At 67.3% G+C, this 25,458-nt stretch carries 24 protein-coding genes, 3 tRNA genes and 1 pseudogene; 13 read left to right on the top strand and 15 right to left on the bottom strand.

Annotated features, from left to right (window positions below; all coding sequences use genetic code 11):
• Positions 1-1,122, bottom strand: coding sequence for a DUF2336 domain-containing protein (locus ACE3T2_RS16895; protein WP_374659436.1), 1,122 nt, complete (start codon positions 1,120-1,122; stop codon positions 1-3).
• A 114-nt stretch (positions 1,123-1,236) separates the two neighbouring features.
• Here ACE3T2_RS16895 and glpK point away from each other — a divergent pair, with 114 nt between their 5' ends.
• The 5 genes from glpK (at position 1,237) to ACE3T2_RS16870 (ending at position 8,413) form a co-directional block, all read left to right on the top strand.
• Positions 1,237-2,730, top strand: coding sequence for a glycerol kinase GlpK (glpK, locus tag ACE3T2_RS16890; RefSeq protein WP_374659434.1), 1,494 nt, complete (start codon positions 1,237-1,239; stop codon positions 2,728-2,730).
• Positions 2,731-2,786: 56 nt separating this feature from the next.
• Positions 2,787-2,945, top strand: coding sequence for a hypothetical protein (locus tag ACE3T2_RS16885; protein ID WP_374659432.1), 159 nt, complete (start codon positions 2,787-2,789; stop codon positions 2,943-2,945).
• 86 nt (positions 2,946-3,031) lie between these two features.
• Positions 3,032-3,802 (top strand): class II aldolase/adducin family protein, encoded by a 771-nt coding sequence (locus ACE3T2_RS16880; protein ID WP_374659430.1) that lies wholly within the window; start codon positions 3,032-3,034, stop codon positions 3,800-3,802.
• A gap of 250 nt (positions 3,803-4,052) precedes the next feature.
• Positions 4,053-5,255, top strand: a complete 1,203-nt coding sequence (locus ACE3T2_RS16875; RefSeq protein ID WP_374659428.1) for an efflux RND transporter periplasmic adaptor subunit — start codon at positions 4,053-4,055, stop codon at positions 5,253-5,255.
• Entirely contained in the window at positions 5,255-8,413 is a 3,159-nt protein-coding gene (locus ACE3T2_RS16870; protein WP_374659555.1) for an efflux RND transporter permease subunit, read from the top strand. Before ACE3T2_RS16875 ends, ACE3T2_RS16870 begins: the two co-directional genes overlap by 1 nt.
• 194 nt (positions 8,414-8,607) lie before the next feature.
• Here ACE3T2_RS16870 and ACE3T2_RS16865 read toward each other — a convergent pair whose 3' ends face one another.
• The 4 genes and pseudogenes from ACE3T2_RS16865 to ACE3T2_RS16850 all read right to left on the bottom strand — a co-directional run.
• A complete protein-coding gene (locus ACE3T2_RS16865; protein ID WP_374659553.1) occupies positions 8,608-9,117 on the bottom strand; it encodes a cytochrome c family protein in 510 nt (169 codons plus the stop codon).
• 35 nt (positions 9,118-9,152) lie between these two features.
• Positions 9,153-9,635 (bottom strand): YaiI/YqxD family protein, encoded by a 483-nt coding sequence (locus ACE3T2_RS16860; RefSeq protein WP_374659426.1) that lies wholly within the window; start codon positions 9,633-9,635, stop codon positions 9,153-9,155.
• A 49-nt stretch (positions 9,636-9,684) separates the two neighbouring features.
• Positions 9,685-9,760: transfer RNA gene (locus tag ACE3T2_RS16855), tRNA-Thr, on the bottom strand.
• Positions 9,761-9,898: 138 nt separating this feature from the next.
• Positions 9,899-10,015: pseudogene (locus tag ACE3T2_RS16850) on the bottom strand (PEPxxWA-CTERM sorting domain-containing protein); the annotation flags it as partial.
• An 800-nt stretch (positions 10,016-10,815) separates the two neighbouring features.
• Here ACE3T2_RS16850 and ACE3T2_RS16845 point away from each other — a divergent pair.
• Both ACE3T2_RS16845 and ACE3T2_RS16840 read left to right on the top strand, forming a co-directional pair.
• A complete protein-coding gene (locus tag ACE3T2_RS16845) occupies positions 10,816-12,099 on the top strand; it encodes an MFS transporter (protein WP_374659424.1) in 1,284 nt (427 codons plus the stop codon).
• 62 nt (positions 12,100-12,161) lie between these two features.
• Positions 12,162-13,577 carry an amidase gene (locus ACE3T2_RS16840; protein WP_374659422.1) on the top strand — a complete coding sequence of 472 codons (1,416 nt, stop codon included), beginning with the start codon at positions 12,162-12,164 and terminating at the stop codon, positions 13,575-13,577.
• Here ACE3T2_RS16840 and ACE3T2_RS16835 read toward each other — a convergent pair.
• Genes ACE3T2_RS16835 through ACE3T2_RS16820 form a run of 4 tightly spaced genes read right to left on the bottom strand, consistent with a single transcriptional unit; the run spans position 13,574 to position 17,524 of the window.
• On the bottom strand, positions 13,574-14,365 hold the full coding sequence (locus ACE3T2_RS16835) for an ABC transporter permease (protein ID WP_374659420.1): 792 nt from the start codon (positions 14,363-14,365) through the stop codon (positions 13,574-13,576). The two genes, ACE3T2_RS16840 and ACE3T2_RS16835, sit on opposite strands and share 4 nt — an antisense overlap.
• Entirely contained in the window at positions 14,362-15,261 is a 900-nt protein-coding gene (locus ACE3T2_RS16830) for an ABC transporter permease (RefSeq protein WP_374659418.1), read from the bottom strand. The genes ACE3T2_RS16835 and ACE3T2_RS16830 overlap by 4 nt, the downstream gene beginning before the upstream one ends.
• Positions 15,258-16,421, bottom strand: coding sequence for an ABC transporter ATP-binding protein (locus tag ACE3T2_RS16825; protein WP_374659416.1), 1,164 nt, complete (start codon positions 16,419-16,421; stop codon positions 15,258-15,260). Before ACE3T2_RS16825 ends, ACE3T2_RS16830 begins: the two co-directional genes overlap by 4 nt.
• Positions 16,418-17,524 (bottom strand): polyamine ABC transporter substrate-binding protein, encoded by a 1,107-nt coding sequence (locus ACE3T2_RS16820; protein ID WP_374659414.1) that lies wholly within the window; start codon positions 17,522-17,524, stop codon positions 16,418-16,420. The genes ACE3T2_RS16825 and ACE3T2_RS16820 overlap by 4 nt, the downstream gene beginning before the upstream one ends.
• A gap of 117 nt (positions 17,525-17,641) precedes the next feature.
• Between ACE3T2_RS16820 and ACE3T2_RS16815 the strand changes: the two genes are divergently transcribed.
• The gene (locus tag ACE3T2_RS16815; protein WP_374659551.1) at positions 17,642-17,962 is read left to right on the top strand and encodes a DMT family protein; all 321 of its coding nucleotides are present in this window, start codon (positions 17,642-17,644) and stop codon (positions 17,960-17,962) included.
• Here the strand turns inward: ACE3T2_RS16815 and ACE3T2_RS16810 are convergent.
• The gene (locus ACE3T2_RS16810) at positions 17,943-18,356 is read right to left on the bottom strand and encodes a DUF1761 domain-containing protein (RefSeq protein ID WP_374659412.1); all 414 of its coding nucleotides are present in this window, start codon (positions 18,354-18,356) and stop codon (positions 17,943-17,945) included. The two genes, ACE3T2_RS16815 and ACE3T2_RS16810, sit on opposite strands and share 20 nt — an antisense overlap.
• A gap of 187 nt (positions 18,357-18,543) precedes the next feature.
• On the opposite strand from ACE3T2_RS16810, the gene metG reads away from it, so the two are divergent.
• Positions 18,544-20,352: a methionine--tRNA ligase gene (metG, locus tag ACE3T2_RS16805; RefSeq protein ID WP_374659410.1), complete on the top strand. Its 1,809-nt coding sequence runs from the start codon at positions 18,544-18,546 to the stop codon at positions 20,350-20,352.
• 9 nt (positions 20,353-20,361) lie between these two features.
• On the opposite strand, the gene ACE3T2_RS16800 is transcribed toward metG, so the two are convergent.
• Positions 20,362-21,270, bottom strand: a complete 909-nt coding sequence (locus ACE3T2_RS16800; RefSeq protein WP_374659408.1) for a DMT family transporter — start codon at positions 21,268-21,270, stop codon at positions 20,362-20,364.
• Positions 21,267-22,136 (bottom strand): PhzF family phenazine biosynthesis protein, encoded by an 870-nt coding sequence (locus tag ACE3T2_RS16795; protein WP_374659406.1) that lies wholly within the window; start codon positions 22,134-22,136, stop codon positions 21,267-21,269. Before ACE3T2_RS16795 ends, ACE3T2_RS16800 begins: the two co-directional genes overlap by 4 nt.
• A 69-nt stretch (positions 22,137-22,205) precedes the next feature.
• Between ACE3T2_RS16795 and ACE3T2_RS16790 the strand changes: the two genes are divergently transcribed.
• Positions 22,206-22,508: an ArsR/SmtB family transcription factor gene (locus ACE3T2_RS16790; RefSeq protein ID WP_374659404.1), complete on the top strand. Its 303-nt coding sequence runs from the start codon at positions 22,206-22,208 to the stop codon at positions 22,506-22,508.
• A gap of 100 nt (positions 22,509-22,608) precedes the next feature.
• Here ACE3T2_RS16790 and ACE3T2_RS16785 read toward each other — a convergent pair whose 3' ends face one another.
• From ACE3T2_RS16785 to rlmB, 3 genes are all read right to left on the bottom strand, one after another.
• Complete coding sequence (locus ACE3T2_RS16785; protein WP_374659402.1) at positions 22,609-23,124, bottom strand: FxDxF family PEP-CTERM protein; 516 nt, start codon at positions 23,122-23,124, stop codon at positions 22,609-22,611.
• A 269-nt stretch (positions 23,125-23,393) separates the two neighbouring features.
• Positions 23,394-24,122: a TerC family protein gene (locus ACE3T2_RS16780; RefSeq protein WP_374659400.1), complete on the bottom strand. Its 729-nt coding sequence runs from the start codon at positions 24,120-24,122 to the stop codon at positions 23,394-23,396.
• 74 nt (positions 24,123-24,196) lie between these two features.
• The gene (gene rlmB, locus ACE3T2_RS16775; RefSeq protein WP_374659398.1) at positions 24,197-24,994 is read right to left on the bottom strand and encodes a 23S rRNA (guanosine(2251)-2'-O)-methyltransferase RlmB; all 798 of its coding nucleotides are present in this window, start codon (positions 24,992-24,994) and stop codon (positions 24,197-24,199) included.
• Between the two features lie 91 nt (positions 24,995-25,085).
• Here rlmB and ACE3T2_RS16770 point away from each other — a divergent pair.
• From ACE3T2_RS16770 to ACE3T2_RS16760, 3 genes are all read left to right on the top strand, one after another.
• Positions 25,086-25,171: transfer RNA gene (locus ACE3T2_RS16770), tRNA-Tyr, on the top strand.
• A gap of 55 nt (positions 25,172-25,226) precedes the next feature.
• Positions 25,227-25,300: transfer RNA gene (locus tag ACE3T2_RS16765), tRNA-Gly, on the top strand.
• A 31-nt stretch (positions 25,301-25,331) separates the two neighbouring features.
• A partial coding sequence (locus ACE3T2_RS16760) for a GTP-binding protein (RefSeq protein ID WP_374659549.1) occupies positions 25,332-25,458 on the top strand: 127 nt, incomplete at its 3' end.

Below are 25,458 nucleotides of genomic sequence, written 5' to 3'. Positions count from 1 at the left end.
TCAACCGGGGTTCACGGTCTGCCGGAAGGCGGCGCCGGCGATATGGGGCTCGAACGGGCCGAAGGCGCCGCTGGCGCGGCGCGCGCCCTCGGACCCGCCGCCCGGCTTGCCGCCGTTCAGTTCGCGCACCTTGGTCAGGATGGTCGGAAAGGCGCTGCGGTCGATGCCCACGGCGGCGCAGGCCAGGGCCAGGAGTTCGGGACGGTCGGAATCGACGGCGCGGCGGACCTGGGTCTCTTCGAACCGGCCGAGCGTCGCCAGGCCGGCGAGGAACAGCGTCAGGCGACCCTCCTTGAGCGCGCGCATCAGGTAGCCCGCGCGCAGCTGGCCGGCGCCGTTGAGCTTGGCGATCAGGCGACGCTCCATCTCCTCGCGCTCGCCGTCGCGGGCGAGGACGGGATCGTCTTCCTCGAGCGAGGCGCCCGCGTGGGCCTCGCGCACCGAGGCGGCGAGCGCGGCGTCGAGTTCGGTCGGGTCTAGGCGGAAGCGGGCGACCAGCGACTGGCGCAGGGCCTGGCCGACCCAAAGATAGAGCCGGCGCGCCAGGTCGTCGGAAAGGGCAGGGTGGCGCGAGAGAGGAGAGCGCAGGGCCGCGGTGCGTTCGGCGGCTTTTACGAGCCGCTGCATGTCGTGCTCGCTGAGCGCGGCGCTGACATTGCCCGCCAGGGCTGTCAGCACCGCCGGTTCGCTCTGCTGGAGGATGGCGGCCACCACGGGCGGGCCGATGTTCGGGCGGCGCGCCACCTCGATCTGGTGCTCGATCGTAGCCTCGACCAGCAGGCGCACGAGGTCATGGTCCTTGAGCACCGGGCTGCCGGCGATCACGGGGCGGGCGATCTCGATGTCGTCGAGCGCCAGGACGTTGATGAGGGCTGCAGGCGCCCATTGCGCAGAGGAGAGTTTTTCGGAGAGACGGCGGCGGATGTCGCGCTCGGCCTCGACCACAAGGCTCATGAAGATCGAATTGAGCAGGGCCTGGATGGGCTGGGACGTCATCAGGCCCGCCGCAGCGTCGCCGGCGTCGCACAGGTCGACGATTGAGAGCAGCAGCCGCTCGCGATCCGCCGGCGCACGGCTGCGCGCCAGGTTCAGGAGATCGTCGGTCTTGGCGGCCAGGCTCAAGCGCGTTTCCCAAGGTTCGCGGCGAATCTGCTCCGAGCGCATGAAAACATGGTTACAACCGGCGAACCATGCCGCTGCGACTCGCGCGGCCCTTGAGATTTAAGGGGGCGGAAGATGGCTGAACCTCTGATCCTGGCGCTCGACCAGGGCACCACCTCGACCCGGGCGATTCTATTCGACGCCAAGGGCGCGCCCCTGGCCGAGGCCAGCCGGCCGCTGGAGCAGTTCTATCCGGCCGACGGCTGGGTCGAGCACGACGCAGAGGAAATCTACGAGGCCAGCGTCGCGGTGCTGCGCGAGGCGATCGCCAAGGCCGGTCGCCAGGCGGAGGAGGTCGCCGCCATCGGCATCACCAACCAGCGCGAGACGGTGGTGATCTGGGACAAGGTTACCGGCAAGCCGATCCACCGCGCCATCGTCTGGCAGGACCGCCGGACCGCCCCGACCTGCGAGCGGCTGCGAGCGGCGGGCAAGGAGCCGCTGGTGACCAGCATTACCGGTCTGCTGCTCGATCCCTATTTTTCCGGCACGAAGATCGCCTGGATGCTGGGCGAGGTCGAAGGCGCGCGAAGCCGGGCCCAGGCAGGCGAACTGCTTGCCGGGACCATGGACGCCTGGGTGATCTGGAAACTGACCGGCGGCGCGGTGCACGCGACCGATGCGACCAACGCGTCGCGCACCATGTTGTTCGACCTGAAGACCCAGAACTGGTCTTCGGAAATGCTTGAAATGCTGGACATTCCAGCGTCGCTGCTGCCCCGGGTGCTCGACTGCGCCGATGACTATGGGCGGACGAACGTGCTGGGAGCCTCGACACCGATCCGCGGGGTCGCCGGCGATCAGCAGGCCGCGCTTATGGGGCAGGGCTGCGTGCGGGCCGGCGAGATGAAAGCCACCTACGGCACCGGCTGCTTCATGCTGGTCAACACCGGCGAGCACCTGGCGCCGTCGCGCTCGCGGCTGCTGACCACGGTCGCTGCGCGGCTGAACGGCCGCGCGACCTATGCGCTTGAAGGCTCGATCTTCATCGCCGGCGCCGCGCTGCAGTGGGTGAACGAGGGACTCGGCGTGCCCGGCGGCGGAGCCGGGGTCGAAAAGCTGGCCCAGAGCGCGCGTGAGGATCACGGGGTGGTGCTGGTGCCCGCCTTCACCGGCCTGGGTGCGCCGTGGTGGGACGCGGGCGCCCGCGGCGCCCTGTTCGGCATGACCCGCGACACCGGCCTGGCCGAGATCGCCCAAGCGGCGTTCGACGCCTGCGCCCTGCAGACGCGCGACCTGATCGAAGCGATGCGCGCCGATGCGCCGGGCGCCTTCGGCCGCGACGTGGAGCTACGCATCGACGGCGGCATGTCGCGCAGCGCCTGGTTCAGCCAGCGCTTGGCCGACCTGACCGGCGTGGCGGTGGGCCGGGCGAGTTACCTGGAGACGACGGCTCTGGGGGCTGCGTTGTTCGCGGGGCTGGGAGCCGGCGTTTATCCGGACCTCGAGGCCGCCATCGCCGCCCGGCCGACCACCGAGCGGCTGGAGCCGGCCCTGAACCTGCACGAACGCGAGGCGGCCTATGCGCGGTGGCTCGATGCGGTGGCGCGGGTGAAGACCACCGCCTGAGGCGGAACATCGCCACGCGCTGGCGACTTGATCCCCCGACCAACGAGGAGGCGAGCATGTCGACCCAGAAGCCCCCCGCCGCGGACGACGAGCGCGCCGCAGCCGACCGCCAAGCCGAGACGGAGCGCGCCGCGCCTCAACCGGCGGCGGAGGAACTCGACCCCGAGGCGCTGAAGCGAGCCCGACAGGAGGCGGCGGCCAAGCGTTCACAGTAGAGCGGGCGCCGCTTGACGCTCGCGGTCCCCGGCGCGACCCTGGTGAACAACGATCATAAAGATCGAACAATGAGAGGGAGGCCGTCATGGCCGATGGTTCGCTCGCGGGGGTCGCCTCGCTAAAGGGCAAGGTCAGCGCCGAGGAATGGCAGGCGCGGGTCGATCTGGCCGCATTGTACCGGCTGGTGGCGCTCCATGGCTGGGACGACGCCATCTACACCCACATCTCCGCCCGTCTGCCGGGCCCCGAACACCAGTTCCTGATCAATCCCTACGGCATGTACTTCGGCGAGATGACGGCCTCGTCGCTGGTCAAGATCGACCTGGACGGCAACATCCTCCAGGAGACCCCGTACTTCATCAATCCGGCGGGCTTCACAATCCACTCGGCGATCCACGCCGCGCGCGACGACGCTCATTTCGTCATGCACCTGCATTCGGATCAGGGCGTGGCGGTGTCCGCGCAGAAGGAAGGTCTGCTGCCGCTGTCGCAGCACGCGCTGATCGTGCGAACCATGCTGGCCTATCACGACTACGAGGGCATCGCCCTGAACCTGGACGAGCGCGAGCGGCTGGTCGCCGACATCGGCGACAAGAAGATGATGCTGTTGCGCAACCACGGCACCCTGGCGGTCGGCGCCACAGCGGCCGAGTGCTGGATCAACATGTTCTATCTGGAGCGAGCCTGTAAGCAGCAGGTCATGGCCCTGAGCGTCGGACGCGACAATGTCCTGTTCGCCCCGCAGGAGGCGCAGGACGAGGTCAAGATGCAGGTCGCGCGCGGCCTGGGCGGGCAACTGGCCTGGCCCGGCGCACTGCGCCAACTGGACCGCGCCCTGCCGGGATATGACGCTTAGCCAGCTCAGTTAGAGGAACGGACAAGGCGGGCGCCGGATTAGCGGCGCCCGTTTTCTTTGCGATTACCGTTGCGCACGTATTTTCGCTGCCCAAGGAATATCTCGGGGCGTCTGTAAGCGCCTCTATTTCAAAGCGGACACGCTAAGCCATCGTTCTGTCACTGGACGGCGCCTAAGTCGTCGCCATAAGACGCGTCTCGATTCACGACCATCCCGCCTCGACTTCGATGCGGCCAGGAGTTCCTGCAGTTTGATACGCCGCCACTTCTTCCTCGTGGGCGCCCTTGTAATTCTGGGCCTGATGGTGGCCGCAGGCGCCTGGAAGCTGACCCTTGGCAAGAAGCAGGGGCCCGGCGGCCCGGGCGGCGGAGGAGCCGCGATGGCCCAGGGCGGCCCCGGTGGCGGCCGTCCGGGCGGCGGCGGCGGCCGCGGCGGCATGGGCGGCCCGACCCCGGTGGTCCTGGTGGGCGCGCAGCAGAAGATCTTCACCGACACCATCGACGTGATCGGCTTGGCCAAGGGACGCCAGTCGGTGATCCTGAGCGCGGCGGCCACGCAGCTGGTGGACAAGGTGCGCTTCAGCGACGGGCAATACGTGCCCAAGGGGGCGGTGCTGGTCGAGCTGAAGGCGACCGAGCAGAACGCCGCGCTGGTGCAGGCGCAGGCCAAGCTGGTGCAGGCCCAGCGCGACTACGATCGCTGGAAGCAGCTCGCCGCGCAGGGTTTTGCGTCCAAATCGGCGCTGGACCAGCGCGAGGCGACCTATCTGGCGGCCAAGGCGGACGTGGACGCCGCGCGGGCCCGTGAAGGCGACCGCACCATCCGCGCCCCGTTCGCCGGAGTCGTCGGTCTGACCGACATTGCGCCGGGCGCTCTGATCAATCCCGGCGCGCCGATCGTCACCCTGGACGATGTCAGCGCCATCCGCGTGGATTTCGAGGTGCCGGACCGTTACCTGGCCTCGGTCCGCGAGGGCCAGCCCATCGTCGCGAGCATCGACGCCTATCCGGGCGAGAAGATCACCGGGCGCATCCAGAAACTGGACACCCGCATCGACGAGAAGACCCGTGCGATCACCGCGCGCGCTGAATTCCCCAATCCCGACCGTCGCCTGAAGCCGGGCATGATGCTGCGGGTCGGCATCGCCCGCGGCCAGCGCCCGGTGGTGGCGGCCCCCGAGGCGGCCGTCTCGGTCCAGGGCGCTTCGAACTTCGTTTTCGTCCTGACGAAGCAGGGCGATAACACCATCGCCGAACAGCGCCCGGTGCTGACCGGGGCGCGCCAGGATGGCATGGTCGAGATCAAGGACGGCCTGCGCGCCGGCGAGCAGATCGTCGCCGACGGCCTGAACAAGATCCAGCCGGGCCAGCCGGTGAAGCCGATCACCCCTGGCTCGCGTGAAGCCATGGCCGGGCCGCAGCCGGGAGCGCGCGCCGCGCGGCCCGGCGCATGATGCTGTCCGACCTTTCGGTCCGTCGGCCCGTCTTCGCCGCGGTCGCGGCGATCATTCTCTGCGTGGTCGGCCTGGCGGCGTTCGCCTCCCTGACCGTGCGCGAACTGCCCAGCGTCGATCCGCCCGTGGTGTCGATCTCCACGACCTATCGCGGGGCGTCGGCCGAGGTGGTCGAGGAACGCATCACCGAGGTCATCGAGCGGCAGATCTCCGGCATCCAGGGAATCGACCGGGTCAATTCCTCGTCTCGCGATGGGCGCTCGAACATCAACATCTCGTTCCGGCTGGATCGTAACCTGGACGATGCCGCCAACGACGTGCGCGACGCGGTCAGCCGCGTGGCCGCGAACCTGCCGCTGCAGGCCGACCCGCCGCAGATCGCCAAGGCGACGGCCGACGGTTCGGCCATCATGTTCATCTCGTTCTCGTCATCGACGCTGAACCGGCTGCAGCTGTCGGACTACGCCGACCGCTACCTTGTGGAGCGGATCTCGACGATCCCGGGCGTGGCGCAGGTGTATGTCGCCGGCAGCCAGCTCTATTCGATGCGCATCTGGCTCGACCCGGACAAGATGGCCGCGCGCGGCGTCACCGTGGACGACGTCGAGAACGCGCTGAACAGCCAGAACCTGGAACTGCCGGCCGGCTCGCTCGAAGCGCCGGACAAGGACTTCACGATCCGGGTCGGGCGCGGTTACTCGACCCCCGCCGAATTCGCGAACCTGCCGGTCGTTCCGTCGGGCGGGGCGGCCGCGGTCGCAACCGGCAACGCCACACAGCCCTATGTGACCCGCCTGGGCGACATCGCCCGCGTCGAGGAGGGGCCCGACGAGCGCCGTCGATCCTTCCGCTCCAACGGCCGCGACCAGGTCGGCATCGGCATCACCCGCCAGTCGCAGGCCAACGATCTGGAGATATCCCAGGGCGTCCACGATGTGCTGCCTGAGCTGAACAAGGCGCTGCCGAAGGGCACGTCGCTGGAGGTGGCGGTCGACTACACCGTCTTCACCAAGCACGCGATCGAGGAAGTCTGGATCACCATGGGGATCTCGCTGGCGCTGGTGGCGCTGGTGAACTTCCTGTTCCTGGGGACATGGCGGGCGGCGCTCATCCCGTCGATCGTCGCCCCGATCTGTATTCTGTCGACCTTCATCGTGCTGGCGCCGCTCGGGTTTTCGCTGAACCTGCTGACCCTGCTGGCTCTCGTGCTGGCCATCGGTCTGGTCGTCGACGACGCCATCGTGGTGGTCGAGAACATCCAGCGGCGGATCGACGATGGCGAGCCGCCGATCGTCGCGGCCCAGCGCGGCGCGCGGCAGGTGTTCTTCGCGGTGGTCGCCACCACCATCGTCCTGATCTCGGTCTTCGCGCCGCTGATGTTCCTGCCGGGCTATATCGGCCGGCTGTTCGTCGAGCTGGCCGTGGCCGTGGCCGCCGCGGTGGCGTTCTCGGCCCTGCTGGCGCTCAGCCTGTCGCCTATGCTGGCCTCCAAGCTGCTGCGGCCCGCGCACGGGGAGGGCTTCATCGCCCGCCACGTGGACGCGGCCATGGACAAGCTCAAGTCGTCTTATCACGCCTCGCTGGACGCTCTGCTGGGCAAGCGCAGCGCCACCATCGCCACCGGCGTGATGGTGGCGGTGCTGGCGCTCGGCGCCGGCGGGCTGTTCGCAGCGCTGCCGCGTGAACTGGTGCCCGACGAGGATCGCGGCCGCATCGATCTCAGCATGATCGGGCCGGAGGGCGCGGGCTTCGACTACACGATGAAGGCGGCCAATCAGGTCGAGGCGCGGCTGCAGGAGCTGCGCAAGGACGGCCTGATCACCCGTTACATCGTCGGCGTCCCGCGCTTTGGCAATACGCAGTTCAACGGCGGCTTCGGCAACGCCAACGTGGCGCCGGACACCGGCGTCACCTCCAACGAGCTGGCGGCCCAACTGAACCGCGAGCTGTCGTCGATCACCTCGGTGCGCGCGATCGCCTCGGTGCGGCCGGCCTTCTCGCGGGGCGGCGGCGGAGGCGGGGGCGGCGGCGTGGACGTGATCGCGGTCGGCGACGACTACGGGCAGATCGCCCAGTGGATCAAGCCGCTGCTGGCGGCGGCGGAAGCCAATCCGGGCCTGGCGCGCGCGCGCCTGGATTACGAACCGACGAGCCCGCGGGTGCTGGTCAGCATCGACCGCGATAAGGCCGCGACCCTGGGCGTTTCGGCTCAGGCGGTCGGCCGGGCTCTGGAGAGCAACTTCGGCACCCGGCGGGTGACGACCTACATCAAGAACGGCCAGGAGTACGACGTCCTCCTGCAGACCGACCGCGACAAGCGCCAGACCGAGCAGGATATCGGCAACCTCTATGTGAGAGCCAATTCCGGCCAACTGGTGCCGCTCTCGACCGTGACCACGACCGAGGTGCGGGGCGACACGCCCGACCGCTCGCGCGTCGACCGGCTGCGTTCGGTGACGCTATCGGCGCAGCTGAACCCCGGCTATCCGATCGGCGAGGCGGTGAAGTTCTTCGAGGCGGAGGTGGCCAAGCTGCCGCCCGGTCCGCAGATCAAGTGGGGCGGCATGGCCCGCGACTATCTGGAAGCGGGCAGCGCGGTGGGTCTGGCCTTCGCCATGGCCTTGCTGCTGGTGTTCCTGGTGCTGGCCGCGCAGTTCGAGAGCTGGATCCACCCGGCGGTGATCATGCTGACCGTGCCGGTGGCCGCGCTGGGCGGCCTGTTCGGCCTGCTGGTGGCAGGCTCGACCGTGAACACCTATAGCCAGATCGGTCTGATCATCCTCATCGGGATTGCGGCCAAGAACGGCATCCTGATCGTCGAATTCGCCAATCAGTTGCGGGACGAGGGGCTGTCGGTGCGCGAGGCGGTGATCGAAAGCGCCTCGCTGCGGTTGCGCCCGATCATCATGACCTCGATCGCCGCGGCGGCCGGCGCGGTGCCGCTGATCATGTGGGGCGGGGCCGGCGGCGAAAGCCGCAAGACCATCGGCGTGGTCATCTTCTTCGGGGCGATCTTCTCGACCCTGCTGACGCTGTTCATCGTGCCGGTCTTCTACAACATGCTGGCGCGCTTCACAAAATCGCCCCAGGCCACGGCGCGCCGCATCGAGGCGTTCGAGGAAGCCGAGCAGGCGCGCGCCGCCAACGCCGCCGAATAATAGGCCGCTGACGACAACGAAAAAGCCTCCCCCGAGGGGGAGGCGAGTTGTCGGGGTGGCGCCGTCGGCGACAAGGGGGTGTCGCACGGGCCGGCGCAGGATCTCGGCTGACAGATGCAAGCGCAGCCTCGACCGCATGATCCTGCGGCCGAAGCCAATTCTCGTCAAGGTTGACTGTTTGGAGAGTTAGCGTCCTACGGAGCCTTGTAGCCGGTTTCGACCTTGAGAAAGGCGATCAGGTCTACCCGATCCTTTTCGGCCTTCAGGCCTGCGAAGGTCATCTTGGTGCCGGGCAGGAAGTCGCGCGGTTGCGCCAGCCACTTGTCGAGATGCTCGGCGTCCCAGGTGAAGCCGGCGGCCTTCACGGCGTCGGAATACTTGTAGTCGGCGACCGAGCCGGCCTTGCGGCCGAAGATGCCGTAGAGGTTGGGGCCGGTCAGGTTCGCGCCGCCCTGGACGATCGTGTGGCAGGACCGGCACATGGCGAACTTGGCCTTGCCGTTTTCGAGATCGCCGGTGTTGTAGGGGGCCGGCAGGCTGGCCAGCAGCGCCTTCTTCTCTTCCGCCGTAGGTTCCGGCAGTGCGGCGTCGCTGGAGGGCGCGGCGACCGGCGCCTCGGCGGTCTTCCCGGTCTCGCCGCCCTTGCCGCAGGCGGCGAGGAGGGCGCAGGCCCCCAAGACGGTCATCAGGGTGGCGTTGCGCATGGTCGAGATCCCCTCGTTGCTGGCGAACAGGCTGGTCATAGACGTGGTTGCAGGGCGCGGCGACGTCGTTCCTTCTGGATCGTCTCGTCGAGAGCCTGGAGGAAGCGGGAGCGGTCGTTGCGATCGAACGGGCGCGGCCCGCCGGTGATCTCGCCGGTCGAGCGAATGTGCTCCATCAGCGCGCGCTGAGCGAGTGCGGAGCCGATCGAGTCGGGCGTGAAGGGCTTGCCGTGGGCCGAGATGGGATGGCCGCCGCCGTTCAGCACCCGTTCGGCCAAGGGAATGTCGTTGGTCACGACAACATCGCCGGGTGCGACCTGCTCGGCGATCCAATCGTCGGCTGCGTCGGGACCGGCATCGACGATCATCCGCGCGATCAGCGGCGAGACCGGTATTTGCATGAAGGCGTTGGACACCACGAAGGTCTTGAGGCCGTAGCGCTGGGCCACCTTATAGACCTCGTCCTTGACGGGACAGGCGTCGGCGTCGATGAAAACCGTAATCGGCTTGGCGTCCATGCGCCCGTCCATACGCCTCAGCGGGGCCGTTGCGAAGAGGGCGGGGACGTGGTGCCGGCTACAGGACTTGAACCCGTGACCTTCGGTTTACAAAACCGCTGCTCTACCAACTGAGCTAAGCCGGCGCGGCGGCGCATGCGCCGCTCGGAGCGACGGATGCCACGACGCAGGCTCGCTGCCAAGCCATTCACGCGGCGGATAAGGCGAGGGCCGTGCGGCTCGGATCCGCACGGCCCTCTTTCTCGTCGCTGCGCTTGGTGGGTCTAGGCGACGGCGGCGATCATCCGACGGCGACGGAGCGCGACGCCCGCCAGGCCGAAGCCGCCGATCATCATCGCCCAGGTGGCCGGCTCGGGAACGGCGGAGCTGAGACCCTCGACCCGGAACTGCTTGGCGGTGTCGATGCCCGGATTGAAGGTGAAGGCCAGGCTGTTGATGCCTTGTCCCGAGATGGTGAACTTGCTGCCGCCGCCCGTCGCCACGCAGAACGAGCAAGCCGGGCCGGTGAAGAGCGCCGCGCCATTCACCAGCAGGGTAAATTGCGAATCCTGGGCGTTCTTGCCCTTTTCGGCCTGCAGATAGAACGTGATGTTGTCCCACGATTTCTCGAAGGTCACGGTCAGGTCGTTGATCGTCGTGCTGTTGGTGACCGTGGCCTCACCGTTGCCGGTCAGGCTGAGCAGGCCGTTGCTGCTGAACTCCACGGACGAACCGTCGTTGTTCACTTCACCATAGATGGTGTTGCCGCTCTGCGTTCCGATCGAGTGGACGCCGAGGCCGGTGCCGAACGAACCTTCTTCCAGCGTATAGCCGCCCACTAGCAGGCTCGCAGCCGAAGCGGAGCCCGCACCGGTCAGTAGCGCGACGGCGGCGGCTCCACTGAGAGCGATTTTAAACAGGTTAGTCATTGACCCCTCCATAGGCGGATCTCCGGCGATCCGCATGTTGGTTAGCGTTTCGATAACGGAGGTATCGGGGGCTAAATGCAGTTGCAACGAGATACAACCGATGGCGTCTAAAGTGATGAATTATTAGGGGAAATTAGAATTTTTCTTAATGCTTGAGGCGGGATTTGCAGCTGTGTCGGCAGCTCCGGGCGGCCGCCGTTTTGGCTCCTTCTTTTCATGACGCAGCAGCCTGGAAATCCTAGTCTGCCGACCGAGTCAGGGAGGGATCCGGCATGGCCGACAGCGCCGTAAGTCATCGACTGCGTTCGATCATCGGCGGTTCGACCGGCAATCTGGTCGAGTGGTACGACTGGTACGTCTATTCGGCCTTCACGCTCTATTTCGCGCCGATCTTCTTCCCGCAGGGCGACCGCACGGCCCAGCTGCTGAACGCTGCGGCTGTGTTCGCGGTGGGCTTCCTCATGCGGCCCATCGGCGCCTGGATCATGGGGATCTACTCCGACCGGAAGGGGCGCAAAGCGGGCCTGACCCTGTCAGTGTCGCTGATGTGCGGCGGCTCGCTGCTGATCGCCCTTTCGCCGGGTTACGATCAGATTGGCTGGGCGGCCCCGGCGCTCCTGGTGCTGGCGCGGCTGATGCAGGGGCTCAGCGTCGGCGGGGAGTATGGGGCCAGCGCCACCTATCTGAGCGAGATGGCCGGGCGCGAGCGGCGCGGCTTCTTCTCCAGCTTCCAGTACGTGACGCTGATCTCGGGCCAGTTGCTGGCGCTGCTGGTGCTGCTGATCCTGCAGGCGATCCTGCCCGAGCCAGACCTGGAAGCCTGGGGCTGGCGCATCCCGTTCCTGATCGGCGGAGCGCTGGCCGTGGTGGTCTTCTATCTGCGCCGGGGCTTGGCCGAGACCGAGTCGTTCAAGAACGCGCAAGCCGAAGGCGCGCCGCGCTCCAGCGGCCTGGCCCTGTTCCGGCACTATCCGCGCCAGGCGCTGGTGGTCATTGCGCTAACGGCCGGCGGCACGCTCGCCTTCTACGCCTACTCGACCTACATGCAGAAGTTCCTGGTCAACACCTCTGGCTTCAGCCGCGAGACGGCGACGGCGATCAGCGCCGCGGCGCTGTTCGTCTACATGCTGATCCAGCCCGCGGCGGGCGCGCTGTCGGACCGCGTCGGGCGCAAGCCCCTGATGGTCGGCTTCGGGGTGCTGGGCGTGGCCTTCACCTGGATCATCTTCACCACGCTGGCCAAGACATCGGACCCGTTCGCGGCCTTCGCCATCGTGCTGGGCGCCCTGATCATCGTGACGGGCTACACCTCGATAAACGCGGTGGTGAAGGCCGAGCTCTTTCCCGCCCACATTCGAGCGTTGGGCGTGGCGCTGCCCTACGCCCTAGCCAACACCATCTTCGGCGGCACGGCGGAGTACGTGGCCCTATGGTTCAAGCAGCAGGGCATGGAGAGCGGCTTCTACTGGTACGTCACGGCGATGATCGGCGTCTCACTGATCACCTATCTGCGGATGCGCGACACCCGAAAGCACAGCTTGATCGCCGAGGACTGAGCCTCACGGTTGGAAGGGCGGCCCTGCTGTGATCAGGTGAACGCTGATCAGGAGGAACGCCGATGAACTTCGAGGACTACCGCAAGTATGACGCTGTGGGCCTGGCCGGGCTGGTCGCGAACGGCGAGGTCAGCGCCGCCGAACTGCTGGAGACAGCGGTGGCGCGAATGGCGGCGGTTAATCCAAAGATCAATGCGGTCACCATGGACCTGACCGAATGGGGCCGCCAGGACGTCAAGCGGCCGATCTGGAGCGGGCCGCTTGCCGGCGTACCATTCCTGCTCAAGGACCTCGGCGCGCAATTGGCCGGATCGCCGACCACCGCCGGCTCGGCGGTGTTCAAGGACACCCTGGCGACGTCCGACAGCGCGATCACCACCGCCTATAAGGAGGCGGGGCTGGTTATCTTCGGCAAGACCAATACGCCGGAGTTCGGGTTGATGCCGGTGACCGAGCCGGCGCTGCTGGGCGTCTGCCGCAACCCGTGGGACGTGGGGCGCACGCCGGGCGGCTCGTCAGGCGGGGCTGCGGCGGCGGTGGCGGCCGGCATCGTGCCCGCAGCCCACGCCAGCGACGGCGGCGGCTCGATCCGCACGCCGGCCTCGGCCTGCGGGCTGTTCGGCATGAAGCCTTCAAGAGGGCGGGTGTCATTTGCGCCGACCGGCGAGGGGTGGGGCGGGGCCTCGATCCAGCATGCCGTGACGCGTTCAGTGCGCGATAGCGCGGTGCTGCTCGACGTGGTGTGTGAGCCTCAGCCCGGCGATCCCTACTTCCTGGCCAGGCCCGAGCGTCCCTTCGCCGATGAGGTCGGCCGCGATCCCGGCAAGCTCTCCATCGGCTTTACCACCGCAGCCCTGGCGTCCGACGCCCTCGATCCGGAATGCGCCGGGGCGGTGCTGGACGCGGCGCGGCTGTGCGAGGGCATGGGGCACATGGTCGAGGAGGTAAACGTGCCCGGGGATCTGGCCGCCATGCAGCAGGGCGCGGGCGACGTGATCGCCGCCAGCATCGCCGCCACGCTCGACGCCGAGGGCGAGCGGCGCGGCCGCCCGGTGTCTGAGGGCGATGTAGAACTGCTGACCTGGCTCATGTGCCAGCGCGGCAAGCAGGTCTCGGGTTCGGCCTACGTGCGGGGCCTGGCTGCGATACATGCCTACGGACGCGCGGTGGCGGGCCTCTTCCAGCGCTACGACGTGCTGCTGCTCTCGACCCTGGGCAGCCCGGCGATCCCGGTGGGACATTTGACCGAGAACCCGGCCGAGTACGTCCAGCGCCTGTTCGCCTTCATGCCCAACACCCAGGCTTTCAACAACACCGGGCAACCGGCCATGACCCTGCCGCTGGCCTGGAGCGCACGCGGCGGTCTGCCGATCGGCGTCCAGTTCGTCGGCCGGATGGGAGAGGAGGCGCTGCTCTATCGTCTTGCCGGGCAGATCGAAAAGGCGCGGCCCTGGTTCGACCGCACGGCGCCTCTCTAGTCTTCGATTTTCCGCCGGCGCATCTGGAGCAGGTAGGCGGCGATGACACCCGTTGCGACCAGGCCGATCAGCAGGGTCGAGACGGCGTTGATCTCCGGGCTCACCCCCAGTCGGACCTGGCTGTAGATGCGCATCGGCAGGGTGGTGGCTCCTGGGCCGGAGGTGAAGCTGGCGATGACCAGATCGTCCAGCGAGAGCGTGAAGGCCAGCATCCATGCCGCCGCCACGGCGGGGGCGATATTGGGCAGGGTGACCAGGAAGAAGGCCCTGATCGGTGGGCAGCCGAGATCCTGGGCCGCTTCCTCCAACTGGCGGTCGAAGGCGGCCAGCCGCGCCTGGATGACGACGGCCGCGTAGCACATGGTCACCGTCGCGTGGCTGACGGTCACGGTCCAGAAGCCGCGCGGCAGGCCGATGGAGACGAACAGCAGCAGCAGCGAGAGGCCGAGGATCACCTCGGGCATCACCAACGGCGCGAAGATCATGCCGGAGAAGACCGTCCTCCCCTTGAACCGGCCGGCGCGGACCAGGGCGACTGCGGCGAGGGTTCCGAGGATCGTGGCGATGGTGGCCGAGATCAGGCCGACCCGGAATGTCACCCAGATCGCGTCCAGAAGCTGCTCGTTGCGGAATAGCGAGCCGTACCAGCGGGTCGAGAAGCCGCCCCAGACCGTGACCAGACGACTGGCGTTGAACGAATAGATGACCAGCAGAACGATCGGCAGGTAGAGAAATCCGAACCCGACCACCAGAGCCGCGATGTTGAATCCGGTCAGGCCGCGCTTCATCGCCCGGCCTCCATCAGCTTGGCCTGCTGGCGCTGATAGAAGACGATCGGGATGACCAGGGTGAACAGCAGGACGATGGCCACGGCCGATGCCGCCGGCCAGTCGCGGTTGGCGAAGAACTCCGTCCAGATGGTCTTGCCCAGCATCAGGGTGCCCGAGCCGCCGAGCAGGTCAGGAATGACGAACTCGCCGACCATGGGGATGAAGCAGAGCAGGGAGCCCGCCGCCACGCCCGGCAGAGAGATCGGGAAGGTGACGCGCCAGAACGCCTGAAGCGGCGTGCAGCCCAGGTCGGCGGCGGCCTCCAAAAGGTCGTGCTGCTGGCGCTCCAGTACGGCGTAGAGCGGCAGGACCATGAAGGGCAGGTAGGCATAGACCAGACCGATATAGACGGCGGTGTCGGTGTTGAGCAGGGCGACGCTGGGCAGGCCCAAGGCGTTCAGGGCGACGTTGAGCAGGCCCTCAGGCTTGAGGATGCCGATCAAGGCGTAGACGCGGATCAGAAAGCTGGTCCAGAAGGGCAGGATCACCGCCATCAGCAGCGCCTGTCGCACCGCCGGCGTACAGCGCGACATCGCGTAGGCCAGCGGATAGCCGAGCAGCAGCAGGATCAGGGTTGCGACCGCGGCGAACTTGAGGCTCGACAGATAGGCGACGACATAGAGCCGGTCGGTCGGCAGGCGCGCATAGGTCTCGAAGTCGAGGCCCCGCAGAAACGCCTCGACGCCGGTCCAGCCCTGGGACCAGTCGATCCGCGGCGTATAGGGCGGGATCGCCAGGGCCGTGTCCGACAGCGACAGCTTGGCCACCAGGAGGAACGGGAACAGGAAAAAGACGCCGAGCCACAGGAACGGCGCCAGGGCGGCCAGCCCTGAGCGGTCGCGCCGGCCGCTCACTGGGTCAGCACCACGCCGGCGTCGCGGGCGAAGGTCAGCCAGACCTTGTCGTCCCAGTCGACGGGCCGGTCCACGAATCGGGCGGCGTTGGCGCGGGCGGCGCGGATGGTGCGGCCGCTCTCAAGCTCGACCAGATAGGTGGTCCAGTCGCCGAGGTAGCCGATGTCGGCGACCTTGCCGGCCATGCGGTTGGGGCCGGGCGGCGGCTCGTCGAGGTGCACCTGGATCTTCTCGGGCCGCACGGCCAGCCAGGCGGTGGCGCCGATCTCGATAATATCGTCCTCGATCACATCGAAGCCTTGGGGCGCGTCGGGGCTGGCCATGCGGACGGTCGACCCGTCGGCATGCTGGGCCTTGCCCTCGAAGATGTTCACGTCGCCGATGAAGTCGGCGACGTAGCGCGAGTTGGGCGCTTCGTAGACGTCGGCGGGGCGGCCGATCTGCACGATCTGGCCGGCGCGCATGACGGCGATGCGGTCGGCGGTGACCATGGCCTCTTCCTGGTCGTGGGTGACGATCAGGAAGGTCATGCCCAGCTGCTGCTGCAGGGCCATCAGCTCCCACTGCGTCTCTTCCCGCAGCTTCTTGTCGAGCGCGGCGAGGGGCTCATCGAGCAGCAGCATCTTCGGCGACGGGGCGATGGCGCGGGCCAGGGCCACGCGCTGGCGCTGGCCGCCCGAGAGCTGGTGGGGCTTGCGGCGGGCCAGGCCCTCGAGGCGGACCAGGGTCAGCATTTCCTCGACGCGCCGCGCAATCGCAGCCTTGTCCATGCCCTGCTGCTTCAGGCCGAAGGCGATGTTCTTCTCGACCGTCAGATGCGGGAACAGCGCGTAGGACTGGAACATCATGTTCACGGGCCGCTCGTGCGGCGGCTTGCCCGCCAGGTCATGGCCGGCCAGCAGCACGCGCCCTTCGTCCGGAGCCTCGAAGCCGGCCAGCATCCGCATGAGCGTGGTCTTGCCGCAGCCGGACGGGCCCAGCAGCGCGAAGAACTCGCCGGGATAGATGTCCAGGCAGACGCCGGCGACGGCGGTTTCGCCGTCGAAGCGCTTCACCACCTTGTCGAACCGCACCAGCGGCTGGGCCGACGGATCGGACCAGGGCGCGAAGGTCGAACGAACCGCACCGATGTTCAGGCGCGGGCGGGAGCGCTCGGTCATTGCCCCGTCTGCACCTTGGTCCACATGCGGGTCACCTCGCGAAGCAGCGCCTGGTCCTTGGTGGTGGTGACGAAGAGGCGCTTGAACACTTCCGGCGTCGGATAGACGTTCGGATCGTTGCGCACCGCCGGTTCGACCAGGGGCGTCGCCGCGATATTGGCGTTGGCGTACTGGGTGAAGTTGGACGCCTTGGCGATCACCTCGGGCCGCAGCATGTAGTCGAGGAACTTGTAGGCCGCGCCGGGGTTCGGGGCGTCAGCGGGAATCGCAAAGACGTCGAACCAGACCTGGGTGCCTTCCTGTGGAATGACGTAGGCCACATCGACGCCGTTCTTGGCCTCGACGGCGCGGGTCTTGGCCTGGAGCACATCGCCCGAATAGCCGACCGCCACGCAGATGTCGCCGTTGGCGAGACCCTCGACATAGGCCGAGGAGTGGAACTTGGCGACGTAGGGCCGGGCCTTGACCATCATGTCGGTGGCGGCCTGGTAGTCGGCGATATTCTTGGAGTTCGGATCCTTGCCCAGATAGTTCAGGGCCACGGCGTACATGTCCTCAGACGCGTCGAGATAGTAGACGCCGCAGTCCTTGAGCTTTGCCAGGTTGGCGGGGTCGAAGACCACCTTCCAGGAATCGATCTTCACGCCGGGCAGGCGCTTGGCTACTTCCTTGGCGTTATAACCGATGCCGATGGTGCCCCACATATAGGGCACGGTGTACTTCTGGCCGGGATCGAAGGGCTCCATGTGAGCCATGACCTCGGGCCACAGGTTCTTGTTGTTCGGCAGCTTGGCCTTGTCCAGCGCGGCGATGGCGCCGGCGGCGATGTAGCGCGGAACGTTGTGGTTCGAGGGTGCGACGATGTCGTAGCCAGTCGCCCCCTGTAGGACCTTGGTCTCGAGCACCTCGTTGGAATCAAAGGTGTCGTACTGCACCTTGATGCCGGTTTCCTTAGTGAAGTCGGCCAGGATCGCCGGATCGATATAGTCCGACCAGTTGTAGATCTTCAGCGTCTGTTCCTTGGCCGCGCCGCCCTGACCACAGGCCGCCAGCGTCATGCTCAAGGCGACCGCCGCCACCGTCCCCAGCGCCCTGTTCAGCATTCCAGTCTCCCGCTCGCTACGCTGGCAGCTTATAGGGCCAAGGCGTCAGATTTTAAGCGCTAATGCGCAAGGAGAGCCCGCTTGTCCTTCAACGTGGCGACGATCGCCCCGATCTTCATGCTGATCGCCTCGAACATCTTCATGACCTTCGCCTGGTACGGCCATCTGAAGGTCGAGCATCGGCCGCTATGGCTGATCGTGCTGGTCAGCTGGGGCATCGCATTCTTCGAATACTGCCTGGCCGTGCCGGCCAACCGGATCGGACGGGCGGCCTATTCGCCGGCCGAGCTCAAGACCATGCAGGAGGTGATAACGCTCGCCGTGTTCGCGGTCTTCTCGATCACCTTTCTCGGCGAGCGCTTCACGCTCAATCACATGGTGGGCTTCGGCCTGATCGCAGCCGGGGCCCTGTTCGTCTTCATGGGACCGCTGCCTTAGGCGGCATAAGGCCGAGCACGGCGCCGGCGATCAGGTACGAGACGAGCTGGTAGCCCATGTTGATCGCCACGAAGGCGCCCGTGTGCCCGACGTAGAGGTAGTCGATGGCCATGGTCGTGAAGTTGAAGAAGAACCAGGCCGCGAGAGCGCCCATGACGCAGGTCCGGAGCGAGGCGGCGCCAAGTCGGCGCAGGAGCCAGGACAGGCCCAGGACGATGACCACGGTGATCACCGCGCCCAGGCCGAGCGCGACCTGAGGGCTTTTGGGATCTTGCGGACTTCCCATCTCCGCCATCCATTTCGCGCCGAACAGCGGGCCGTACCAGACAAAGCCCAGCGCCTCGAGCGCCACAAAGGCGATAGCGACGGCGATCCAGTTTACGCCCTTCAACATGCGTCTCTCCCTTTGTCTCGGAAGCAGCCTGTTGTTTTCATTGACGAAGCGCCGCTTCCCCTGGGCGCACTCTGAAGCTTGGCCATCGAAAAGGCGAGGGTTTTCAGCGCCGGGGTTGGTCCTTGCGCTTTGGCGAACCATATGGGCGCCCTATAAGCGCGCGCTCCTCCTCATTTCGAGAGACACCATGTCCCGCATCCTCATCACCTCGGCCTTGCCCTACATCAACGGGATCAAGCACCTGGGGACGCTCGCGGGCTCCATGCTGCCGGCCGACGTCTACGCCCGCTTCCAGCGCTCGCGAGGCGTCGAGACGCTCTACATCTGCGCCACCGATGAACACGGTACGCCAACCGAGCTGGCGGCCGCCGAGGCGGGACAGGATCCGGCCACCTTCTGCGCCCAGCAGCACGAGGTGCAGCACGACCTTGGCCGCAGGTTCGGCCTTTCGTGGGATCACTTCGGCCGCTCGTCGTCGCCGCAAAATCACCGGCTGACGCAGCGATTCGCCCAGCAACTCTGGGAAAGCGGCTTCATCGAGGAGCGCGTCACCCAGCAGGTCTACTCCAACGCTGACAAGCGCTTCCTGCCTGACCGCTACGTCATCGGCACCTGCCCGCACTGCGGCTACAACGCCGCGCGCGGCGATCAGTGCGAGAACTGCACCCGGGTTCTGGACCCGGCCGACCTGATCAATCCGCGCTCGGCGATTTCCGGCTCGGAAGACATCGAGATCCGGGATTCCAAGCATCTCTTCCTGCGCCAGAGCCTGTTCGCCGACCGTCTGCGGGCCTGGATCGACAGCAAGAAGGGCCAGTGGCCGCTGCTGGTCACTTCCATCGCCCTGAAGTGGCTGGACGAAGGGTTGCAGGACCGCGGCGTCACCCGCGACTTGGAATGGGGCGTGCCGGTCAACGCCTTCGAATGGGGGCCCAACCCCGAAGGCCAACTGCCCGACATCGAGGGCTTGGCCGGCAAGGTGTTCTACGTCTGGTTCGATGCGCCCATCGAATATATCGGCGCGACCTGGGAATGGGCCGACGCCCGCGCGGCCGAGGACGGCCGCGGTCCGGCCGCCGATGCTGAGTGGGAACGCTGGTGGCGTGGGCCCGAGGCGGCCGACGTGACCTATGTCGAGTTCATGGGCAAGGACAATGTGCCGTTCCATACGGTCGGCTTCCCCTGCACCCTGATCGGGATAAACGAGAAGCTGACGGACGGGACCTGGACGCCGGCGACCAATGCGCCCTGGAAGCTGGTCGACCAGCTCAAGGGCTTCAATTGGCTCGACTATTACGGCGGCAAGTTCTCCACCTCGCAGAAGCGCGGGGTCTTCATGGATCATGCGCTGGAACTGCTGCCGGCCGACTATTGGCGCTGGTGGGTGACGGCCAACACGCCGGAGACCTCGGATTCGACCTTCACCTGGGAGCAGTTTCAGGCGCAGGTGAACGCCGATCTGGCCGATGTGCTGGGCAATTTCGTCAATCGAATCCTGAAGTTCACCGAGAGCCGCTTCGAGGGCGTGGTCCCGGCCGGCGGCGAGCCAGGCGAACTGGAGGCGAGGCTCTACGCCGACGTGAGCGCCAAGCTGGCCGAGCTGACCGAGCTGATGGAGGCGCGGGAATTCCGCAAGTCGACCACGGCCCTTCGGCAGCTTTGGGTGCTGGGCAACCAGTATCTTACCGAAGCGGCGCCCTGGACGGCGATCAAGACCGACGCCGAGCGCGCGGCGGTGGTGGTGCGCACAGGGCTGAACCTGGTCGGCCTGTTCGCCAAGGTGTCTGAACCCTTCATCCCGTTCGCGGCCGAGAAGATCGCGCTCGCGGTGGGCGAGGGCTTCCCCGGGGTCTGGCCGACGGGCGAGGGACCGGCGGTGCTCGACATCCTGCCGGCCGGCCGCAAGGTCGCCGCGCCCGAGGTGCTGTTCAAGAAGGTCGAGAACGAGCAGGTCGCCGAATGGCTGGCGCGTTTCGGCGGGCCGGAAACGGCCTGATGACCGAGTTCAGGCGGCCGAGCGCCGCCTGAACAGGTCCGATCCGCTGACCAGGACGATACCGCCCAGCACCAGCAGGGCGCCGGCGACGAACGACGGCTCGAGCCGCTCATGCAGGACCGCGACGCCGAAGCCGACCCCGAACAGCGGGGTCAGGAACGACAGGATCGACAGGCGCGAGGCCAGGTAGGTCCGCAGCAGCCAGAACCAGATCACGTAGCTGATCAGGGTGATCACCACGATCTGGAAGGCCAGATGGCCCACCACCGTCGGTGTGAAGTGGACGGCGGTCTGCCCGCGCGCGGCCGCATAGGCGATGAGGGCCACGCCCGCGAAAGCGACCTGATAAAAGAGCGTGCGCACGGCAGGGGCGTCGGCGAGCCTGGAGCCTCGGATCGCCACAGTGGTCAGGCCCCAGGCAAGGCCCGCCAGCAGGCCCAGTGCGTCACCCGCCAGCATGGCGCGGGTCACCGACCCGCCACCCGCCAGGAACGAGACGGCGATGCCGCCGAAGGCCAGCAGCACGCCGGCCCATTGCAGCGGGCGCAGGCGCTCGTCCGGCCGCACGAGGTGCAGGCCAAGGGCCGCGAAGATCGGGGCGCTGTAGAGGAACACCACCATGTGCGAGGCGCTGGTCAGCACCAGGCCCAGCGCGATGCACAGAAACTCGGCGGCGAACAGGGCGCCGACCAGGAGGCCCGCACCGAGCGAGCCGTCCGCGAACGCGGCGGGGCCCTCGCGTCGCAGAGTGAAGGCCCCGAGCACGAGCGCGGCGATCGCCGAGCGCAGGCCCATCTGCATCACGGGCGTGATGTCGGCGGCGATCAGCTTCACCGAGATCTGCTGGAAGCCCCAGCATAGACACAGCGCGACCATGACGAGGGTCGCGAAGGCGTCCAGCGGCTTGCGATCGCTCATGCCAGCTGCGCTTGACCGCTGAGGACAGGCACGCAGCCTCCGCCGACGGTGGCGCGGACGCCCTCGGCGGTTCGCCGCGCGGCGACGCGAAGGCGGGAGGGGCGGCCCATCTCGACCCCCTGCGTCACGGTCCAGGCGGCCTCGTCCTTGTCGGACAGCGACAGCAGCAGGGCCGCTAGGGTCGCATTGGCGCTGCCAGTGGCGGGATCCTCCACAGTGCCGGAGTTGGGGGCGAACATCCGGGCGCGCAGGGCGCCTGCGCCGTCGTGCGCGTAGAGGTGCAGCGAGAGGCGGTCGCCGTGTTCGGGGTGATCGTGCGCGGCCTGGCGGAAGGCGGCGAGGTCGGGGGCGGCGCGTCCGAGCGCGTCCGGCGTCACCTCGGCGAAGACGAACTTCACCCCGACGGTCGCCTCGACGGGCCGGTGCGCGGAGACGACGATGTCGGCCGGCGTCAACCCGGCGCAGGCGGCGATCGTCTCGACGGGCAGGGCCTCGCCGACCGTCAGCGGCTGAGGCGCGGCGATCACGCCGCCGCCGTTCTCGATGCGGACCTCGACGATGCCGGCGGGAACCTCCAGGCGCAGGACCTCTCCGCGACCCATCTGCGACAGCACCCAGCCGGTCCCGACCGACGGATGCCCGGCGAAAGGCATCTCGGCGGTGCGGTTGAAGATGCGCACGCGGGCGGTGTTGGCGCTGTCCTGCGGCGGCAGGACGAAGGTGGTCTCCGACAGGTTCATCTCGGCGGCCAGCGACTGCATCTGGGCGTCGGTCAGGCCGCGCGCGTCGGTGAACACCGCCAGCGGATTGCCGCCGAAGCGGGTGTCGGTGAAGACGTCGAGGGTGACGAAGGGAGTCGTGCTCATCATCGGGCCGCCGTTCCAGGGGAAGGGCGGCAGACTTGACATAACTTAGTTGATTGGCAAAGTCCCAATATGGACCTCGCCGATCTTCTGCGCGCCATGGCCAACGAGCGCCGGCTGCTGATTCTGGAATGGCTGAAGGACCCGGTGGCGCACTTCCCGCCGCAGGTCGACGGCGACCTGGTGGAGGACGGGGTCTGCGCGGTGTTCCTGGCCGACAAGCTGGGCGTCACCCAGCCGACGCTGAGCGAGCACATGCGCATCCTGGTGCAGGCCAGGCTGGTGACGTCCAAGCGGATCAAGCAGTGGACGTTCTATCGGCGCGACGACTCGGCGATCGCGCTGGCGACGCGCCGAATCTCCGAAGCGGTCTAGGCGTCGGCCGTTCGCCGTCGTCGTTCGCTGATCGACAGGCAAAGAAAAACGCCGCCGGCGAGAGCCGGCGGCGTCGATCTTTCAGCTTGTCCGCTGTGGCTTAGGCCACGGTCGGGACGAGCTTGCGACGGGCGCGAACCATCGAGCCGGCAGCGCCGAAGCCGATGATCATCATCGCCCAGGTCGCCGGTTCCGGGACCGGAGCGAAGGCCAGGTCGACGGTGTACGAGCCGTTGCCGCCGCTGGTGCCTTGGACGACCAGGGTCTGGACGCCGGCCGGAACGGCCCAGTCGTCCAGGGTGGCGAGGTCGAACACGCCGTTGGTGATGGCGAAGGCCTTGCCGTTCAGGGTCACCGAGGTGAAGTCGATGTTGGTGGACGGCTTGCCGCTCACCTTGATCGAGGTCACGCCGGTGCTGGCGGTGCCAGCCGACGGGAAGGTGAAGTTGAAGGTGTGGTTGAAAGCGCCGAAAGCGATGCCGCTTTGGCCGAATTCAGCAGTGATGCTGCCATCGGCGGCGGCCGGCGGCAGGACGACGTTGATCGCGGCGTTCGCGGCCGGCGCGGCGGCCAGCATGGACGCAGCGAGAGCAGCTCCGAGCAGTAGCTTATTCATGTAAAACCCCAGTTTCCTGGTCCCATCGACCGACAGCCGGGGGCGACCGATCTCAAGACGTCCATTTGGATAATGGCTCTTTAACGATCTGGCCAGGGTTCACGCAACAACGTTCGCGTGTGGGGGGAGAGATATGGTGAAGATTTGACACTTCACCCCTATCAGGACCCATACGACGCCGCAGGTTGGTTAATTTCGCGGCGCTGGCGCCGAGCGCCGGGGCGAATCGCCGATTTCACCGTCCACGAAAATGCGGCGCGCCGCCGCACCTAGTGCGCAGGGGCCGGCGCCTTGGGCTTGATGTCCATGAAATCGGGGACGGCGGCGTTGTAGGCCGGCGCCTTGCCCAGGTCGCGGACGATGTCCTGGTGCCCCTCCCACATCATGTGCAGGGCGACGTAGAGGACGATGGCCAGGCCGACATAGCCGATCCAGCGATAACGATGCAGCAGCCGGGCGATGAAGCTGGCCGCGATCCCCATCAGGGCGATGGAGAGCAGCAGGCCGAAAACCATGATCGCCGGATGCTGGCGCGCCGCCCCGGCGACGGCCAGGACGTTGTCGAGCGACATCGACAGGTCGGCGATGAAGATCTGGATGAAGGCCGCGCGGAAGGTCTTCGGCTGCTTGGCGACGGCTTCGGGCGAGGGCTCGGTGGACGGGTCGGCGTCCATCACCGCCCCCGCGACTTCCTCGTCTTGCGCGGCTTGCTCGCGCAGCTCGCGCCACATCTTCCAGCAGACCCAGAGCAGCAGCAGTCCGCCGGCGAACAGCAGGCCGACGATTCCCAGCAGCTGCGCCGTGATCAGGGCGAAGGCGATCCGCAGGGTGACGGCGGCGATGAGACCGTAGAGAATCGCCTTCCGCCGCTGGTCTGGGGGCAGGCCGGCCGCCGCCAGGCCCACCGCCACGGCGTTGTCGCCGGCGAGGACCAGGTCGATCATCAGGACCGAGAAAAGGGCGGCGAGGGCGCCGGGCGCTACGAGGGTTTCGATCATCCAATCCTGAATGCGACAGCCGGCGCGTCGCCGCAACGGGTTAGGCGCGGGAGAGAAGAGATTCGCGCAGCCGGTCAGCTTCGGGGGCGGCTCGCTTCATAGAGGGCGACGGCGGCGGCGGCCGAGACGTTGAGGCTTTCGAAGCCGCCGGGCATCGGGATCTTGGCCAGTTCGTCGCAATGCTCGGCGACCAGGCGGCGCAGGCCCTCGCCCTCGGACCCGAGGACGAGCACGGTCGGTCCGCCGTCCAGGGCCTGGTCGAGATAGGTCTCGGTATGGCCGTCGAGGCCGACGGCGCGCCAGCCCAGGTCGGCGAGGCTCTCCAACGCGCGGGAAAGATTGACCACGTGCGCGGTCGGGATCTTGTCCACCGCCCCGACGGCGGCCTTGGCCAGCGCGCCGACCAGCTTGGGCGCATGGCGGTCCTGCAGGATGACGCCGGCCGCGCCGAACGCCGCCGCCGAGCGCAGGATCGCCCCGACGTTTTGAGGATCGGTCACCTGATCGAGCATCAGCAGCACAGCGCCTCGCCGCGCCTCGAAGTCCTCGAGCGCGACGGAGGCGAGCGGCGGGATGCGGAGGGCCAGGCCCTGGTGCACGGCGCCCTGGGGCAGGATCTGGCTGATCGCGGCGCCCTCGACCACCTCCAGCGCCTTGGGACGGCCGAATCTCGATTCGAGCTCCCTGGCCCGATCCGGGGTGGCCAGAAGGCGTATGGCGGCGCCTCTTTTGCGATTGTCGAGTGCGGCCGCAACCGCGTGCCAGCCCCACAGCCAATCGTCCGAAGCGTTGTCTGGCTTGCGGTTGAAGGGCCTTTGACCCTGTTTTCTCGAACCTTTCGAGTGCGCGTTGCGTTCGCGAGGGGAGGACATTATAAGACGCGCTCCAAATCGGGGGCCGGACGGGTTCTTCGCTCAGGCGCAGACCCCTTGTCCAGGCATCTGATCTGGCTCTGAGCGCGCTGGGGGAATGTCCCGAGTGGCAAAGGGGGCGGACTGTAAATCCGCTGCGGTATCGCTTCGTAGGTTCGAGTCCTACTTCCCCCACCACGCGCCAGAGCTGAACTATTGAGGAGACTGGCGCGACCCCGCGCATCCTTCAGCGGCGGGTATAGCACAATGGTAGTGCAGCAGCCTTCCAAGCTGAGGATGCGGGTTCGATTCCCGCTACCCGCTCCAACTCTTTGAATTCAACGCCGGCAGGATCCCGATGGCCAAGGAAAAGTTCGAACGCACTAAGCCGCACTGCAACATCGGCACGATTGGTCACGTTGACCATGGCAAGACGACGCTGACGGCTGCGATCACCCTGACGCTGGCGAAGACCGGCGGCGCGA

It is taken from the genome of Phenylobacterium sp., assembly GCF_041919955.1.
In the GTDB taxonomy this organism is placed as follows: Bacteria; Pseudomonadota; Alphaproteobacteria; order Caulobacterales; family Caulobacteraceae; genus Phenylobacterium.
The sequence above is the reverse complement of the archived record's forward strand: the minus strand, read 5'-3'. Positions and strand labels throughout refer to the sequence as shown.